The sequence below is a fragment of the Stenotrophomonas maltophilia group sp. RNC7 genome (assembly GCF_030910085.1).
Classification (GTDB): Bacteria; Pseudomonadota; Gammaproteobacteria; order Xanthomonadales; family Xanthomonadaceae; genus Stenotrophomonas; species Stenotrophomonas sepilia.
This window is the reverse complement of the sequence record NZ_JAVFVN010000240.1, coordinates 1-405: the sequence shown is the minus strand read 5'-3', so window position 1 is coordinate 405 and position 405 is coordinate 1. Positions and strand designations below refer to the sequence as shown.

General features: G+C 39.3%; 1 protein-coding gene. It reads right to left on the bottom strand.

Annotated elements, in window-relative coordinates; genetic code table 11:
• A partial coding sequence (locus tag RCF13_RS03030) for an IPT/TIG domain-containing protein (protein ID WP_308140853.1) occupies window positions 1-405 on the bottom strand: 405 nt, incomplete at both ends.

The window sequence follows — 405 nt, the reverse complement described above, 5'->3', positions numbered from 1 at the left end:
CTTATTCGGTGCTATGGTGGTAATTTTAGGGTCAATTCTCATGGTCTGTACATAGATGAATTGGTGGGTATCACTACCACCATCCGGGTTCATGATCTGAATAATATTGACCCCTTCTCTACCCTTTGGCGCTTTAAATTTCAGTGTACCCCTCGTTGTAGCGATATCGATATCCCTTACTACATTAGTTATTTCTTTCCCATCGATAAAAACCTTAATGCCATCTTGAAAGTTTCGTCCTTCTATTACAATATCTTCTCCACCGTCTACTGTAACGATGTAAGGTTCTACTTTTTCTATAATAGGACTGCTCAAAACTGTAACAAAGGATATGGCATCATGCTTAACACTATATACTCCTCTATCCCCAGAATCTCTTTTCGGATTGGCTACTGCAATAGGCAA